The organism is Micromonospora sp. SCSIO 07396 (assembly GCF_053667945.1).
On record NZ_CM132210.1, the window covers coordinates 3,077,395 to 3,091,263 of the forward strand.

A 13,869-nucleotide genomic window follows, 5' to 3' on the forward strand; every position below is an offset into this window, starting at 1 on the left:
ACCGGACACCGGGGTCACGGTCCCCGGAGCTGCGGGCCGATGCGCGTACACTTCCGTCCCCGTGAGGATTCTCGTCACCGGCGGAGCCGGATTCATCGGGTCGGAGTACGTACGGATGCTGCTGGGCGTGCCCGGTGGCGACGCGTCCGGCGTGCCCGCGATCGAGCCCACGACGGTGACCGTGCTGGACAAGTTGACCTACTCCGGCAACCTGGACAACCTCGCCCCGGTGCGCGACGACCCCCGGCTGCGGTTCGTCCGGGGCGACATCTGCGACCCGGCGACGGTCGACGAGGTCGTCGCCGGCCAGGACGTGGTCGTGCACTTCGCCGCCGAGTCGCACGTCGACCGGTCGATCGCCGGCGCCGCGCCGTTCGTCACCACCAACGTGCTGGGTACCCAGACCCTGCTGGACGCGGCGCTGCGGCACGGCACCGGCCGGTTCGTGCACGTCTCCACCGACGAGGTGTACGGCTCCATCGACTCCGGGTCCTGGACGGAGACCTGGCCGCTGGCCCCGAACTCGCCGTACTCGGCCTCGAAGGCCGGTTCCGACCTGCTGGCGCTGGCCTACCACCGGACCCACGGGATGGACGTGGTGGTCACCCGCTGCTCCAACAACTACGGGCCCTACCAGTTCCCGGAGAAGGTCGTTCCGCTGTTCGTGACCAACCTGCTCGACGGCGGGACGGTGCCGCTCTACGGCGACGGCGGCAACGTGCGGGACTGGCTGCACGTGCACGACCACTGCCGGGGCATCGCGATGGTGGCGCACGCCGGCCGCTCCGGCGAGGTCTACCACATCGGCGGCGGCACCGAGCTGAGCAACAAGGAGCTGACCGGGCGGCTGCTGGAGGCGTGCGACGCCGGCTGGGACCGGGTCGTCCCGGTGACCGACCGCAAGGGCCACGACCGCCGCTACTCGCTGGACATCAGCAAGATCAACACCGAGCTGGGGTACGCCCCGAGCATCGGCCTCGACGAGGGCCTGACCCGGACCGTCGCCTGGTACCGGGACAACCGGGCCTGGTGGGAGCCGCTGAAGACGGCACCGGCCGCATGACCCGGGTCCTCGTCACCGGCGCGGGTGGCATGCTCGGCCGGGACCTGCTCGCCGTGCTGGCCACCCGGGGCGACCTCAAGGTGACCGCCGCCACCCGCGCCGACCTCGACGTCACCGACGCCGGGGCGGTGCACGCCGCGGTCGCCGGGCACGACGTGGTGTTCAACGCCGCGGCGTGGACCGACGTCGACGGCGCGGAACGCGACGAGGCGGCGGCGACCGCGATCAACGGCGACGGCGTGGCCCACCTGGCCCGCGCCTGCGCCGGGCACGGTGCGCGGCTGCTGCACGTCTCCACCGACTACGTCTTCGCCGGTGACGCCGACACCCCGTACGCCGAGGACGCCCCCACCGACCCGGTCAACGCCTACGGCCGCAGCAAGCTCGCCGGGGAAAGGGCCGTGGTCCGATTTCTCCCCGAAACCGGCTACCTGGTGCGGACCGCCTGGCTCTACGGCGCACACGGACGCAACTTCGTCACCACCATGCTCGACCTGGCCGCCACCCGGCAGCACCTCGACGTGGTCGACGACCAGCACGGCCAGCCCACCTGGTCGTACGCGTTGGCCACCCGGCTGGTGGCGCTCGCCGACGCGGCCCTGGCCGACCGGGCACCCGCCGGGATCTATCACGGCACCTGCACCGGCCAGACCACCTGGTACGGGCTGGCCCGCGCCGCCTTCACGCTGGCCGGGCTCGACCCGGACCGGATCCGACCCACCACCAGCGACCGGTTTCCCCGTCCCGCCGCGCGACCCGCGTACAGTGTGCTAGGGCACGACCGGTGGGCCGAGGCCGGCCTGCCCCCGCCGCCGGACTGGCACGACGCGCTGTCCGACGCCTTCGCCTCCCCGACTGCACCCGCCCCGTGGAAGGTCGCATGAAGCTCACCCTCGTCACCGGTCTGACCGGCCTGATCCTGCTCGCCGCCATCGTCGAGCTGCTGCGCCGCCGGCAGCTCCGCGAGAAGTACGGCATGCTCTGGCTCGGCGTGCTGGTCATCGTCATCCCGTTGTCGCTGTTCCCCCGCCTGCTGGACAACGTGGCCGGCTTCTTCGGCGTGGTCTCCGGCGTCAGCCTGGTGCTCTTCCTCGGCATCGTCTTCCTGCTGCTGGTCTGCGTGCACCTGAGCTGGGAGGTCAGCGCGCTGGAGGAGGAGACCCGGACCCTGGCCGAGGACTTCGCCCTGCTCCGCGCGCAGATCGACGCGGAGCGCGCCGCCCGGCTCGCCGACGGCGCCCAGCTCACCGCAGCCACCCGAGACGAACTGGTGTCCCACGATGGTTAACGGCAAGCGCGTCCTGATCATCATCCCGGCGCTCAACGAGTCCGGGTCGATCGCCGACGTCGTCGGCGAGGTCCGGGGCGAACTGCCCGGCGTCGACGTGCTGGTGGTCGACGACGGCTCCACCGACCGCACCGCCGCCGTGGCCGCCGCCGCCGGGGCCCGGGTCGCGAAGCTGCCGTACAACCTCGGGGTGGGCGGGGCGATGCGGCTCGGCTACCGCTACGCCCGAGACAACGACTACGACGTGGCGATCCAGATCGACGCCGACGGCCAGCACGACCCCCGGTACGTGCCCAAGCTGGTCGACCTGCTCGACGACAACGACCTGGTCATCGGTGCCCGGTTCGCCGGTGAGGGCGACTACTCCGTGCGCGGGCCCCGCCGCTGGGCGATGGTCATGCTGTCCGGGGTGCTCTCCCGGGTGGCCAAGACCCGGCTGACCGACACCACGTCCGGGTTCCGGGCCGCCAACCGGCGGGTCATCGAGATGTTCGCCGGCTGGTACCCGGCCGAGTACCTCGGCGACACGGTGGAGACCCTGGTGCACACCGCCCGGCGCGGCTACCGCATCCGTCAGGTGCCGGTGGCGATGCGCAAACGGATGGCCGGCACCCCCAGCCACTCCCCCGCCAAGGCGATGATCTACCTGGGCCGGGCCTTCGCGGTACTCACGCTGGCGCTCATCCGCCGGTGATGCGGCGGCTGCTCCACCTCGTCCCGCCCGGCACCCTCGCCGTCGGAGGCGGGCTCGCCCTGCTCGGGCTCGCCTCCTACGTGCACCTCGCGGTCGCCGGACACGCCCTCGACCGCGCCGACTACTCCTCGCTGTCGGTGCTCTGGTCGATCGTGTTCACCCTCGGCATCGGCGTGTTCATCCCCGTCGAGCAGGAGGTCGCCCGCGTCGTCGCCGCCCGCCGCAGCCAGGGGTTGCCCCCCGGCCCGGTGCTGGCCAGGGGAGCCACCGTCGCCGCCGTCGTGCTGGCGCTGCTGGTCGTGGCCACCCTCGTCGGCCGCCAGGCGCTCACCGACCGGCTCTTCGCCGGTGACGCCACGATGGTCGCCGTGCTGATCGGCGCGCTGGTCGCGATGGCCGTGGCGTACACCACCCGGGGCGTGCTGTCCGGCCTGCAACTCTTCCCCTGGTACGGCACCCAGCTCGGGGTCGACGGCGGGGTACGCATCGCGCTGGTCGCCGGCCTCGGCGTCAGCGGCGTCACCGACCCGGTCTGGTACGGCGCGGTGCTGGTCGTCGCCCCGCTGCTGTCGGTGCTGGTGACCCTGCCGCCGGTGCTGCGGGCCGTCGGCGGCGGCGTCCCGGTGGCCTGGGGCACCCTGCTGCGCGGCCTCGGCCTGCTCACCGTCTCCAGCCTGCTCTCCCAGGTCGTGGTCAACGTCGGCGTGATCAACGCCCGGCTGCTCGACCCGGCCGACGTGGCGACCGCCGGTGCGCTGCTCTCCGCCCTGGTGCTGGTCCGGATCCCGCTGTTCGTCTTCGGCTCCATGCAGGCGTCGCTGCTGCCCGGCCTGGCCACCACCGCCACCACCGGCGACGTGACCGGTTTCCGCCGCCTGCTGCGCCGGGCGCTCGGCGTGGTCACCGCCCTCGGCGTCGCCGGGGCGGTCGGCGCGGTGGCGCTCGGCCCGTGGCTGGTGCACCGGCTCTTCGACGCCCCCGGCGTGCTCGGCCACGGCGACTTCGCCTGGCTGGCCGTCGGCACCCTCGCCTACCTGTGGGCGATGGTGCTCGGTCAGGCGCTGCTCGCCCTCGACAGGCACCGCGCCCAGGCGGTGTCGTGGACGATCGGGGTGGCCGCCCTGCTCGCCGTCACGGCCGTCCCGGCCCCGGTCGCGCTCCGCGTCGAGCTGGCCTACGCCGTCGGTTCCGTCGTGGTGGCCGCCACCATGGCCGTCCTGCTGCTGCGCCGGGGCGCCCGCCCGGCCACCCCCACCCCCGGCCGGCCGCTCGACGACGTGGTGGCCGCCGGCGTCTCCGGAGGTCTGTAGATGTCCCGCCCCCAGGTGTCCGCGGTGATGCTCGCCTACGGCGCCGAGCCCTACCTGGTCGACGCCGCCCGCGCCGTGCTGGCCAGCGTCGACGTCGAGATCGAGCTGATCGTGGTGGACAACGGCTGCACCGGTGACGGCATCGACGTGGTCAAGGGCCTCGCCGGGGTGCGGGTGGTCCGGCCGGAGGAGAACACCGGCTACTCCGGCGGCTGCCGGGTCGGTGCCGCCGAGGCCACCGGCGAGTGGCTGGCCTTCGTCAACTCCGACGCCGTCGTCGCCCCCGACGCGTTGGCCCGTACGGTGGCGGTGGCCGGTGAGCCGGGTGTGGGCGCGGTGATGGCCTCGATCCGGCTCGCCGAGAACCCCGACCTGATCAACACGTCAGGCAACCCGCTGCACTACATCGGGCTGTCCTGGGCCGGCGGCAACGGCCAACCGGCCAGCGCGCACGCCCGGCGTACCACTGTGCCGTCGATCAGCGGCTGCTGCTTCGTGATCAACCGGGCGCTCTGGCAGGAGCTGGACGGCTTCGCCGCCGAGTACTTCGCCTACCACGAGGACACCGAGATCAGCCTGCGGCTGTGGCAGCGCGGACTGCGCCAGGAGTACGTCCCGGACGCCGTGGTGGTGCACCACTACGAGTTCTCCCGTAACAAGCTCAAGCACTACCTGCTGGAACGCAACCGGCTGATCTCGCTGCTCACCGCGTACGAGACGCGGACGCTCGTGGTGCTGGCCCCGATACTGCTGCTCACCGAGGCGGCGATGCTGGTGGCGGCGCTGCTCGGCGGCTGGAGCCGGGAGAAGACGCGCGGCTGGGGGTGGCTGTGGACCAACCGGGCCTGGGTGCGGGCCCGGCGTCGCCGCCTCCAGCAGGAGCGGATCGTCCCCGACGGCGTCATCGCCGAGCTGATGACCGCCACGGTCGACCCGTCGAACGTCGAGTCGCCGCCCGGCATGGGCATCTTCAACGTCATCGCCGCCGGCTACTGGGCGCTGGCGAAGCCGCTGCTGCGCAGGGCCTGACCGTCGACCCGCCGCCACCGGTGCGTGCCGGTGCCGGCACCGGTGGGCGGGCGGCGGTGCGTCGGCGCGGATGGCGGATGGCATCCACGGGTCGGGGCCGGGGTTCTCGTCACCCCGGCCCCGACCCGTGTCACCGTCACGCTTCCGGCTTCTCCTGGGGCTGACCCTCCAGGTCGGCCGAGCCGGCCGAGGTGGTGGGCTTGTGCGCCTCCTCGGTCGGCACCGTCGGGGTCGCGGCCCGGCCGTCGGCCGGCGCGGCGTCACCTGCCGCGTCGCCCTCCAGCAGCGCGGTCAGCGCCGCGCCGGTGATCCGTCGGAAGGTACGCCCCACCCGGCCGCGGTCCAGGACCGCCACCTCCAACTGGTTGGGGGCGATCGTCCGGGCCGCACCACCCTCGCCTCCGACGCTGCTCAGCGCCTTCATGGCCACCCTGACCGCCTCGCTGAGCGACAGGTCGGGGCGGTGCTCGGACTTGAGCACGCCGGTGATCGCCTCGGCCTGACCGCCCATCGCCATCCGGCCCGGCTCGTCGTTGACCGAGCCGTCGTAGGTGAGCCGGTACAGCTCGTCTTCCTCGACCGTGGCACCGACCTGCGCCACGCAGATCTCCACCTCGAACGGCTTGGACTGCTCGGTGAAGATCGCGCCGAGGGTCTGCGCGAACGCGTTGGCCAACGCCCGGCCGGTCACGTCCCGCCGGTCGTAGCTCAGGCCGTTGAGGTCGGCCATCCGCACCCCGGCGCGGCGCAGGTTCTCGAACTCGTTGTACCGACCGACGGCGGCGAAGCCGATCCGGTCGTAGATCTCACTGACCTTGTGCAGGGCGCTGGAGAGGTTCTCCGCGACGAAGAGCACCCCGCCTGTGTAACTCAGGACCACCGCGCTGCGCCCCCGGGCGATGCCCTTGCGGGCCAGCTCGGAGCGGTCGCGCATGATCTGCTCGGGCGAGGCGTAGAACTGCATGGCCACGGCGGCGGTTCTCCTTCTGGCGCTGTGCTGACGACTGGGGCTGGTGGGGGTGGGGACGGCGTCAGCCGCCCGGGTTCTCCATCCGCCCGGCGACGACGGCCTCGGCGATGGTGGCCGTCTCGGCCTCGGTGAGCCGGTGGGTGCCCTCGGCGGTCGCCGTCATCACCACCGGGTAGATCCGCCGGGTCAGGTCCGGCCCACCGGTGGCCGTGTCGTCGTCGGCGGCGTCGTAGAGCGCCTCGACGGCGAGCCGGGTCGCGTCGTCGATGGACAGGCCGGCCCGGTAGCGCTTCTTCAGCGCCGACTTGGCGAACAGCGAACCGGAGCCGATCGCGTCGTAGCCGGTCTCCTCGTAGGGGCCGCCGGTGACGTCGAAGCTGAAGATCCGCCCGGCCCGCGCGGGGTCCCGGGCGGCCAGGTCGAAGCCGGCGAACAGCGGGACGACCGCGAGCCCCTGCATGGCGGCACCGAGGTTGCCCCGGATCATCGCGGCGAGCCGGTTGGCCTTGCCGTCGAGGGAGAGCATCGCGCCCTCGATCTTCTCGTAGTGCTCCAGCTCGACCTGGAACAGGCGCATCAACTCGATGCCGATGCCCGCCGTGCCGGCGATGCCGACCAGCGAGTACGCGTCGGCGGGGTGCACCTTCTCGATGTCGCGCTGCGCGATCAGGTTGCCCATGGTGGCCCGGCGGTCGCCGGCCAGCACCACACCCCCGGTGGCCGAGATGGCCACGATGGTGGTGGCGTGGGGTGCCAGGTCGGCGGCCATGCCCGGCGGCAGCGGCCGTCGGCCGGGCAGCATCTCGGGGGCCACCCTGCTCAGGAACGAGGTGAAGGAGGACGTCCCCGCGTTGGTGAACACATCTGGTAGACGCCCGGATGGATCAAAGCCCGCTGCCACGTGGTTCCTCTCAGGTACGTGATCGCCCTGGCCAGCCTCGTGGGACTGTCACGGAACTGGCCAAGACCACCGTTGCAGTTGAAGCAGAGTATCCCGCGCACCCATCCGGTGCGGTGATCGTGGTCCACATGTTGAGGATCTTCCGCGCCGCAAACGGCGCAGACCCCTTCCTGCTCGGCGAGAAGCTCCCGGAACTCCTGCTCGCCGATCCCGTAGCGGCGACGCAGGTGGTACTCGCGACTGCCGCCGTACAACCGGAGCTTGCTCTCCCTACCCTTCTCGTTGTGGCAGGGCTTGCAGTATCGGCCGTAGCCGCCGCGCCCCGACCGGTTACGGGGAAAGTCGTCGAGCGCTTTCGTCTCACCACACGTCGGGCAGCGACGGTGGCCATCCGGAACCACAGGTGGTTGGCGAACCTCCCGGCCGTGCTTCTCCCTCGTCCGCTTGGCATAGCTCACCTTGGAACGCAGGTTGAAGCAAGGCTTGCAATAGCTGCCCCGGCCATCGGGCCGACGGCTGTTCACGCAGAACTCATCGAGCAACTTCCACTCGCCGCAGTCTCGGCAACGACGGTGTCCGTCTCGATCGTCGAGCGGATAGGGCATGTCCGATTTAACCCGTTAAGCCCTATTCACCCCCTTTCTGTACGTAGCCGCGCACAAATTCTTCGGCGTTCTCCTCCAGGACCGAGTCGATCTCGTCGAGCAGGTCGTCGACGTCCTCGGTGATCTCCGCGTGCCGTTCCGCCACCTCGGGGTTGGCCTCGGTGGTGACGTCCTCGATCTCCTCGGCCTGGTGCGACTTGCCCGCCTGCGACTGGCCGCCCTCTTGTGAAGCCATCTCGGTGCCTCCTCCACGATCGCCTGCGATGAACTTACCTCGCGGAGGCGACGAAAAGCCCGCCGCGCGCCGGCATCCGACGCACGACGGGCCACCGGCACCTGTCGGATCAGCCGCCGGTCAACGTCTCCAGCAGGTCCTTGGCGGTGTCGCACCTGTCGAACAACGCGCCCACGTGTTTGCGGGTGCCCCGCTCCGGCTCCATCATCGGCACCCGGACCAGCGACTCCCGGCCCACATCGAAGATCACCGAATCCCAGCTCGCCGCGACCACCTCGGAGGCGTACTGGGCCAGGCAACGGCCCCGGAAGTAGGCCCTGGTGTCCTCCGGCGGCTCGGTCATCGCCCGGCGGGTCTGCTCGTCGTCCAGCATGGTCTTCATCGAGCCCCGGGTCACCAGCCGGTGGTAGAGGCCCTTCTCCGGCCGGACGTCGGAGTACTGGAGGTCGACCAGTTGGAGCTTGTGCGAACCCCAGCCCAGCTTCTCCCGCTCCCGGTAGCCCTCCAGCAGCCGCAGCTTGGCCACCCAGTCCAACTCGTCGGCGCAGAGGAACACGTCGCGGCCCAACCGGTCCAGCACCCGCTCCCAGCGCTCCAGCACGTCCAGGGTCTGCGCGTCGGCGTCCGCGCCGTACCGCTCCTCCACGAAGGAGCGGGCCCGCTCGTAGTAGGCCCACTGGAGGTCCAGGGCGGTCAGTCGACGCCCGTCGCGCAGCCGCATCCGGTGGGTCAGGGACGGGTCGTGGCTGACCGCGCGCAGCTCGGCGACCGGATCGGCGATGCCCAGGTCGGCACCGAGCGCCTTCTCCTCGATCATGGTGAGGATCAGCGCGGTGGTGCCCACCTTGAGATAGGTGGAGATCTCCGACAGGTTGGCGTCGCCGATGATGACGTGCAGCCGGCGGTACTTGTCGGCGTCGGCGTGCGGCTCGTCGCGGGTGTTGATGATCGGTCGCTTGAGGGTGGTCTCCAGCCCCACCTCGACCTCGAAGAAGTCCGCCCGCTGGGAGATCTGGAAGCCGCTCTGGCCGCCGTCCTGCCCGATGCCGACCCGACCGGCGCCGCAGACGATCTGCCGGGTCACGAAGAACGGCGTCAGGTACGCCACGATGTCGGCGAACGGGGTCTGCCGCCGCATCAGGTAGTTCTCGTGGGCGCCGTAGCTGGCACCCTTGTTGTCGGTGTTGTTCTTGTAGAGGTGGATCGGCTGGGTGCCGGGGATGGTGGCCGCCCGCCGGGCCGCCTCGGCCATCACCCGCTCCCCCGCCTTGTCCCACCGGACCACGTCGAGGGGGGTGGTCACCTCGGGGGTGGAGTATTCCGGATGGGCATGGTCGACGTAGAGCCGGGCACCGTTGGTGAGTATCACGTTGGCCAGGCCCAGATCCTCGTCGGCGAGCGCCTCCGCCGGGTCGTAGGCGGCCCCGGAGTAGGTGAACCCCCGGGCGTCGCGCAGCGGCGACTCCTCCTCGTAGTCCCACCGGGCCCGGCCGCCCCGGTTGAGTTCCGGGCGCGCACCGTACGCATTGACCACCTGCGACGAGGTGACCATCGGGTTGGCTCCGGCCTGACCGGGCACGGAGATCCCGTACTCGACCTCGGTGCCCATGATCCTTCTGACGCTCATCGACCTACCTGCTCCGCTCGCCTCACCCGGTCCGCCGTCACGTCGAGCGTAGTCCGCCTCACCGGGGAAGGGGGCACGCCGCTTCGGCCGGGTCGGGAGTCGCGGTCTCCAGGGTCGGCGGAGGCGGCTCGTCGGAGGGGGCCACGTCGCACTCGGGGACCGTCAACGGCACCCAACTCAACCGGTGCCGCAGGGCGGGCTCGTCGCGCAGCATACGGTGCACCCGACGTTCACCCTTGGGGTCGGAGGTGATGAACCGGATCGGGCCGGCCACCCGGCGGACGATGATGTCGGTGCGGTCCGGTTCGAGGAACGGCAGACTGTAGATGCCCGGATCGGTGGCCGCCGTGGTGCCGTGCAACGCCGACAGGCACAGCGAGATCAGGTAGGACCGCATCGGCCCCCGGTCGATGACCAGGGTGGTGGTGCCCGGCACCTCGGGATAGCGCTGTTGGGCGTCGGCGCACACCCAGGCCACCCGGGACGGCAGGGTGAGGTCCTGGTGGACCCACCGCTGCGCCCAGGTCTGCTCGTCGACCACCAGCAGGCTGCGGTGCCAGCCGGTCACCCCGCACAGTGCCACCGCGACCGTCATGGTGAGCGCGGCGGCGAGCACCCCCGCCGTGGTGCTGCCGACCCCTCGCCAGCTCAGGGCGGGTCGGGGCACCGGCAGCAGCCGGACCACCCCGGCGGTGCCGACGATGAGCAACGCGGTGGCCAGGTGGGTGCCCTTGACGAAGTAGTAGCCAGGGGTCACCCCGGCGTCGGTGTTGATCTGCGCGATGGTCAGCGGCAGGGCCGCGCCGACGACGCAGACCAGCAGCCAGCGCCGCCACGCCGGATCGGCGCGGGCGACCTGGACGAGCAGGGCCACCCCGACGATGCCGCCGAGCCAGATCAGCGCCCGCCAGCCCTCGACGGCCTGGGACGAGCCGATGACCAGCGCCTCGGTCTGCCCGGCCCGCAGCACGCCGAGCAGCGGGGCGATCAGGGCCAGCGCGGCCCCGGCCAGGCCGACCGTCAGCACGGTGAACCACCGGCGCAGCGCCTCCCGCCAGTGGGTGAGCACCCAGCACAGGACCAGCACGGCGGCGGCCGGCAGGAACAGGTAGTAGGTGAACCCGACGGCGGCGAGCAGGGCGCACAGCAGCACGACCTGTTCCCGGGTGCCGGGCACGGGGCGGGCGACCAGGGTGGCGATCAGGACGGTCAGCGTCAGGCCGAGCACCTCGGTGGGGTAGCCGGCGTTGAGCAGTCGCGGCAGCTGGGTGCCGAGCACCAGCGCGCCGACGACCACGGTGAGCACCGTGCGGTGCAGCAGGTGGATCGGGCCGGCCAGCCGTTGGGCCGCCCAGATCAGCACGAGGGTGAACAGTCCGAAGCCGGCGACGGTCCAGCCGAAGTAGTGGGCGACGAGATCGTCGACGCGCGGCCCGGTGGGGGTCAGGAAACCGTCGAGCAGGGCGGTGGCCAGGTGCCAGCCCTGCGGGTAGTAGACGAGCTGGGCGGTGATCTGCTCCCGGGCGGCGGCCGGGTCCACGAAGGTGTAGCCGTCGAGGCGGCCCATCGCGTCGAACAGCGCCAGGTGCCGCCAGTTGTCCTCGCCCGCGCCGAGGACGGTGAGCCGGTCGGCGAGGTCGGTGGCCCGCTGCCAGGGTTGCCGCAGGTAGAACACCATGGCGGCGGCACCGGCCAGCGGGAACAGGTCGGCCCAGCCGGGTCGGGGCAGCCGGGGACGGCGGCGTAGCGCGGCGGCGGCGAGGACCAGCGCGGTGAGGGCGGTCCCGGTGAGCGGCACCGGCCGCATCCCCCAGGGCCAGACCGGGAAGACCAGGCCGGCGATCGTGGTCAGGCCGAGCAGCAGGCCCAGGGCGAGCATCAGCCGGTCGAGCAGGGTGCGGCCACCGCGCAGCAGGCTGGCCGTGGCGACCAGGACGATCGGCGGGAGCAGCCACTCCCGGTGCAGGGCGTGCCCGGCGACGGGCACGGCCCAGGCGGCGACGAGGGCGGCCAGCAGAATAGGTATCCACCGCCAGCTGCGGCCCCGCCGGGGCGTCGGGACGGTGGGGGGCGTGCGATCCACTGCCGGGGACAGCGGCGGATCGGCGACGGACAGCTCGGGCGGCACGCGGTTCCTCGGAGTCGACTAGCGGTGGGGGAAGTCTAGCGACGAGTCCGGCATTCCACCCGCCCGGCGCGGGGTGGCGCGGTTAACAGTGGGTGACGCCGACGCCAGCGGGCCCGCGACGCGTCGCGTCGCGGGCCCGTCCGGTCGTCCGGTCAGAGGTACTGGCCGGTGTTGCTCGCGGTTTCGATGGAACGGCCGGCCTCGGTGCCCTTGCCGCCGGAGACGAGCGTACGGATGTAGACGATCCGCTCGCCCTTCTTGCCGGAGATCCGGGCCCAGTCGTCCGGGTTGGTGGTGTTGGGCAGGTCCTCGTTCTCCCGGAACTCGTCGACGCAGGCGTCGAGCAGGTGCTGCAACCGCAGCCCCTTGCGTCCGGAGGTGAGGAACTCCTTGATCGCCATCTTCTTGCCCCGGTCGACGATGTTCTGGATCATCGCGCCGGAGTTGAAGTCCTTGAAGTACAGGACCTCCTTGTCGCCGTTGGCGTAGGTGACCTCGAGGAAGCGGTTCTCCTCGGTCTCCGAGTACATCCGCAGGACGACCGCGTCGATCATGGCCGCGACGGTGGCCTGCGGCTCACCGCCGTGCTCGGCCAGGTCGTCGGCGTGCAGCGGCAGCCCGGCGAGGATGTACTTGGAGAAGATGTCCTTGGCCGCCTCGGCGTCCGGACGCTCGATCTTGATCTTCACGTCGAGCCGGCCGGGGCGCAGGATGGCCGGGTCGATCATGTCCTCCCGGTTGGAGGCGCCGATCACGATCACGTTCTCCAGGCCCTCGACGCCGTCGATCTCGCTCAACAGCTGCGGGACGATGGTGTTCTCCACGTCGGAGGAGACACCGGAGCCACGGGTCCGGAAGATCGAGTCCATCTCGTCGAAGAACACGATGACCGGGGTGCCCTCCCCGGCCTTCTCCCGGGCCCGCTGGAAGATCAGCCGGATGTGCCGCTCGGTCTCGCCGACGTACTTGTTGAGCAGCTCCGGGCCCTTGATGTTGAGGAAGAAGCTGGTGTGCCGGTCCTTGCCCAACCGCTCGGCGATCTTTTTGGCCAGCGAGTTGGCCACCGCCTTGGCGATGAGCGTCTTGCCGCAGCCCGGCGGACCGTAGAGCAGGATGCCCTTCGGCGGCCGGAGCTGGTGCTCCCGGAACAGATCGGCGTGCAGGAAGGGCAGCTCCACCGCATCGCGGATCTGCTCGATCTGCGACTGGAGGCCGCCGATGTCGGTGTAGTCGACGTCGGGCACCTCCTCCAGCACCAACTCCTCGACCTCGCTCTTCGGGATCCGCTCGTAGGCGTACGCCGAGCGGGGCTCGATCATGAGCGAGTCGCCGGCCCTGATCGCGGAGCCGATCAGGGTGTCGGCCAGATGGACGATGCGCTCCTCGTCGGAGTGCGAGACCACCAGCGCCCGGTCACCCGGAGCGCCCTCGGGACCCGCGAGGATCTCCTTGAGCATCACCACCTCACCGACCCGCTCGTAGCCGAACGCGTCGACGATGTTGAGCGCGTCGTTGAGCAGGACCTCCTGGCCGCGCCGCAACTCCTCGGCGTCCAGTGAGGGTGAGACGGCTACCCGGAGCTTCCGTCCGCCGGTGAAGATGTCCACCGTGCCGTCGTCGTGTCGCGCGAGGAAGACGCCGTAACCGGACGGCGGCTGTGCCAGCCGGTCGATCTCCTCCTTGAGCGTCACGATCTGCGCGCGAGCCTCCTTGAGGGTGCTCACGAGCCGGTCGTTGTTCTCGGTGAGCCGCGCCAACTGTGCCTGGGTGGCCGCCAGCCGCTCTTCGAGCTGCCGGACGTGTCGGGGGCTTTCGGTCAACTTGCGCCGCACCAGAGCGAGTTCCTCCTGAAGGAACGCGACCTGCGTGGAGAGATCGTGGGCCTCCTTCTCCCACCGTGCGGCGCGCGAGTCCGCGTCGTCACTGCGTGCCACGTCCCACCTCCCCGGGGGGCTTGAACGTTCTGCCCTAACACTAGCCGCTATGAGGCCGATTCGGTCCCACGCAACGCCCTCGTCA

Annotated in this window: 13 protein-coding genes; 6 read left to right on the top strand and 7 right to left on the bottom strand. The window is 71.3% G+C overall.

Annotated elements, in window-relative coordinates; all coding sequences use genetic code 11:
* The first annotated feature begins 61 nt into the window (after nt 1-61).
* Genes rfbB through ACWCHM_RS13145 form a run of 6 tightly spaced genes read left to right on the top strand, consistent with a single transcriptional unit; the run spans nt 62 to nt 5,384 of the window.
* Entirely contained in the window at nt 62-1,063 is a 1,002-nt protein-coding gene (gene rfbB, locus ACWCHM_RS13120; protein ID WP_204960149.1) for a dTDP-glucose 4,6-dehydratase, read from the top strand.
* Nucleotides 1,060-1,947 (top strand): dTDP-4-dehydrorhamnose reductase, encoded by an 888-nt coding sequence (gene rfbD / locus ACWCHM_RS13125; RefSeq protein WP_454222597.1) that lies wholly within the window; start codon nt 1,060-1,062, stop codon nt 1,945-1,947. Before rfbB ends, rfbD begins: the two co-directional genes overlap by 4 nt.
* Complete coding sequence (locus tag ACWCHM_RS13130; RefSeq protein ID WP_454222598.1) at nt 1,944-2,351, top strand: DUF2304 family protein; 408 nt, start codon at nt 1,944-1,946, stop codon at nt 2,349-2,351. Before rfbD ends, ACWCHM_RS13130 begins: the two co-directional genes overlap by 4 nt.
* Nucleotides 2,344-3,045, top strand: coding sequence for a glycosyltransferase family 2 protein (locus tag ACWCHM_RS13135; RefSeq protein ID WP_145920205.1), 702 nt, complete (start codon nt 2,344-2,346; stop codon nt 3,043-3,045). The genes ACWCHM_RS13130 and ACWCHM_RS13135 overlap by 8 nt, the downstream gene beginning before the upstream one ends.
* Nucleotides 3,045-4,355: a polysaccharide biosynthesis protein gene (locus ACWCHM_RS13140; protein ID WP_454222599.1), complete on the top strand. Its 1,311-nt coding sequence runs from the start codon at nt 3,045-3,047 to the stop codon at nt 4,353-4,355. Before ACWCHM_RS13135 ends, ACWCHM_RS13140 begins: the two co-directional genes overlap by 1 nt.
* On the top strand, nt 4,356-5,384 hold the full coding sequence (locus ACWCHM_RS13145) for a glycosyltransferase family 2 protein (RefSeq protein ID WP_454222600.1): 1,029 nt from the start codon (nt 4,356-4,358) through the stop codon (nt 5,382-5,384).
* A gap of 136 nt (nt 5,385-5,520) precedes the next feature.
* On the opposite strand, the gene prcA is transcribed toward ACWCHM_RS13145, so the two are convergent.
* The 7 genes from prcA to arc all read right to left on the bottom strand — a co-directional run bounded on the left by prcA (nt 5,521) and on the right by arc (nt 13,784).
* Complete coding sequence (gene prcA / locus ACWCHM_RS13150; RefSeq protein ID WP_421488491.1) at nt 5,521-6,354, bottom strand: proteasome subunit alpha; 834 nt, start codon at nt 6,352-6,354, stop codon at nt 5,521-5,523.
* A 61-nt stretch (nt 6,355-6,415) separates the two neighbouring features.
* On the bottom strand, nt 6,416-7,255 hold the full coding sequence (gene prcB / locus ACWCHM_RS13155; RefSeq protein ID WP_204960155.1) for a proteasome subunit beta: 840 nt from the start codon (nt 7,253-7,255) through the stop codon (nt 6,416-6,418).
* Nucleotides 7,174-7,860 carry an endonuclease VII domain-containing protein gene (locus ACWCHM_RS13160; RefSeq protein WP_454222601.1) on the bottom strand — a complete coding sequence of 229 codons (687 nt, stop codon included), beginning with the start codon at nt 7,858-7,860 and terminating at the stop codon, nt 7,174-7,176. Before ACWCHM_RS13160 ends, prcB begins: the two co-directional genes overlap by 82 nt.
* A gap of 22 nt (nt 7,861-7,882) precedes the next feature.
* Nucleotides 7,883-8,095 (bottom strand): ubiquitin-like protein Pup, encoded by a 213-nt coding sequence (locus ACWCHM_RS13165; RefSeq protein WP_204960157.1) that lies wholly within the window; start codon nt 8,093-8,095, stop codon nt 7,883-7,885.
* Nucleotides 8,096-8,204: 109 nt separating this feature from the next.
* Nucleotides 8,205-9,722 (bottom strand): depupylase/deamidase Dop, encoded by a 1,518-nt coding sequence (gene dop / locus ACWCHM_RS13170; protein WP_372446003.1) that lies wholly within the window; start codon nt 9,720-9,722, stop codon nt 8,205-8,207.
* 58 nt (nt 9,723-9,780) lie between these two features.
* A complete protein-coding gene (locus ACWCHM_RS13175; protein ID WP_454222602.1) occupies nt 9,781-11,850 on the bottom strand; it encodes a hypothetical protein in 2,070 nt (689 codons plus the stop codon).
* A 152-nt stretch (nt 11,851-12,002) separates the two neighbouring features.
* Entirely contained in the window at nt 12,003-13,784 is a 1,782-nt protein-coding gene (gene arc / locus ACWCHM_RS13180; protein WP_204960159.1) for a proteasome ATPase, read from the bottom strand.
* Nucleotides 13,785-13,869 lie beyond the last annotated feature (85 nt).

Coding starts and splice junctions, on each gene's coding strand:
- dop (WP_372446003.1), bottom strand. CDS start 9,722: ATGAGCGTCAGAAGGATCATGGGCACCGAGGTCGAGTACGGGATCTCC.
- ACWCHM_RS13135 (WP_145920205.1), top strand. CDS start 2,344: ATGGTTAACGGCAAGCGCGTCCTGATCATCATCCCGGCGCTCAACGAG.
- ACWCHM_RS13160 (WP_454222601.1), bottom strand. CDS start 7,860: ATGCCCTATCCGCTCGACGATCGAGACGGACACCGTCGTTGCCGAGAC.
- ACWCHM_RS13165 (WP_204960157.1), bottom strand. CDS start 8,095: ATGGCTTCACAAGAGGGCGGCCAGTCGCAGGCGGGCAAGTCGCACCAG.
- ACWCHM_RS13145 (WP_454222600.1), top strand. CDS start 4,356: ATGTCCCGCCCCCAGGTGTCCGCGGTGATGCTCGCCTACGGCGCCGAG.
- ACWCHM_RS13130 (WP_454222598.1), top strand. CDS start 1,944: ATGAAGCTCACCCTCGTCACCGGTCTGACCGGCCTGATCCTGCTCGCC.
- ACWCHM_RS13140 (WP_454222599.1), top strand. CDS start 3,045: ATGCGGCGGCTGCTCCACCTCGTCCCGCCCGGCACCCTCGCCGTCGGA.
- rfbD (WP_454222597.1), top strand. CDS start 1,060: ATGACCCGGGTCCTCGTCACCGGCGCGGGTGGCATGCTCGGCCGGGAC.